Source organism: Catenibacterium sp. UBA627, from assembly GCF_002299355.1.
Lineage (GTDB): Bacteria > Bacillota_I > Bacilli_A > Erysipelotrichales > Coprobacillaceae > Catenibacterium > Catenibacterium mitsuoka.
The window spans coordinates 1-1,415 of the sequence record NZ_DBPF01000105.1 but is presented as its reverse complement, the minus strand read 5'-3'; the positions used below and the strand labels follow the sequence as shown (position 1 = coordinate 1,415).

At 32.1% G+C, this 1,415-nt stretch carries 2 protein-coding genes; both read left to right on the top strand.

Annotation, left to right across the window (positions count from 1 at the left end; translation table 11 throughout):
* On the top strand, positions 1–756 hold a 756-nt coding region (locus B2S90_RS06590; protein ID WP_286696760.1), incomplete at its 5' end, for a BMP family lipoprotein.
* Positions 757–1,093: 337 nt separating this feature from the next.
* Positions 1,094–1,351, top strand: a complete 258-nt coding sequence (locus B2S90_RS06585) for a hypothetical protein (protein ID WP_286696759.1) — start codon at positions 1,094–1,096, stop codon at positions 1,349–1,351.
* Positions 1,352–1,415: the final 64 nt, after the last annotated feature.

The following is a 1,415-nucleotide window of genomic DNA, read 5'->3' as shown; positions in this document are numbered from 1 at the left end:
GTTAAGTTCGTTGCAATTGACTTCACACCTACTGATGAAAAAGAAAACCCTGTAGATGTTGCGGATAATGTTTACTGTGCAACTTATAAAGAACAGCAGCCAGGTTATTTAGCTGGTTATGCTGCTGTAAAAGAAGGCTACACAAAGATTGGCTTCATGGGTGGTATGGCACTTCCTGCAGTAATTAACTATGGTTATGGTTATTTACAGGGTGCTAACGACGCCGCAAAAGAATTAAATATTAAAGTTACTGCAAAATATACTTACACAGGTACATTCAATGAATCACCAGAAATTAAGACTAAAGCTACTGGATGGTACAATGGTGGTACTGATGTAATCTTTGCTTGTGGTGGACAGATTTGTAACTCTATCTTCGCTGCTGCAGAAGATACAAACAAAAAGTCTATTGGTGTAGATAGTGACCAGAAAGATGATTCTAAGACTGTTATCACTTCAGCTATGAAGGGTGTTAAACAGACTGTATTTGATGAAATCACAAATGCTTTCAATGACAAGTTTGAAGGTGGCGCTCATGTATTAGGTGCAGAAGGCAACTACATTGGTCTTTCAACTGATTTCTCAAGATTAAAGAAATTCAAGAAAGCTGATTACGATAAAGTATTCAAAGAAGTAAAAGATGGAAAGATTAAAATCCTAACTAATGCGGATGTAGATCCAAATGCAAAAGGTGATCCTAATACAAAAGTATTAAAGGATGCTTTAACTAACGTAACAGTATCTTACGAAAATTAAATAAAACCTATAAAAGTGGCTTCGGCCACTTTTTTTATGTGCGTTTACACTGATTTAGAGGTGGAATAAAAATTCCTATGATCTTCTTGGTTTATAAGCAGATGATAGTGACAGTATTGCTCAAAATCATAAGCCTCCTATATTGTTAAAAACAATAGACTTTTAGAACGAAAAAGAAATAAACAAAATTTAACTTCAATTTGAAAAAGAAGCAGTCTATAAAAAAATAGAAACTGCGTGTATAATTACAAGTAATGGAGATGTTTATAAATGTTTTGGAACAAATAACAGAGTATTCCCTGATACTGATTTAGAAGAAAGACTTTATGGTGTTATAGTGTCACATAATCATCCTATTGATGAAACGGCTTCTTACTTTAGTAGTGCAGATAGAAATATGTTTTCTCACTTTAATCTAATTATCCTAAGAGGATGTGATGAAAAATATGTATATGAACTTTCTAGAAAAAATTTAACTATTGATGAATTGCCAGATAATTGGAGAATATATGAAAATTATTTGCATTGTTCCAATATTTATAAAGCTCAGGAAATGAAAGTGGGTTATAGGAGATGGAAAAATGAAAACAAATGAAGAAAAAATGAATGAAGAATTGACAGAATTGTTTATGAATTATGAAAAAGAAAGAAAAAGAATT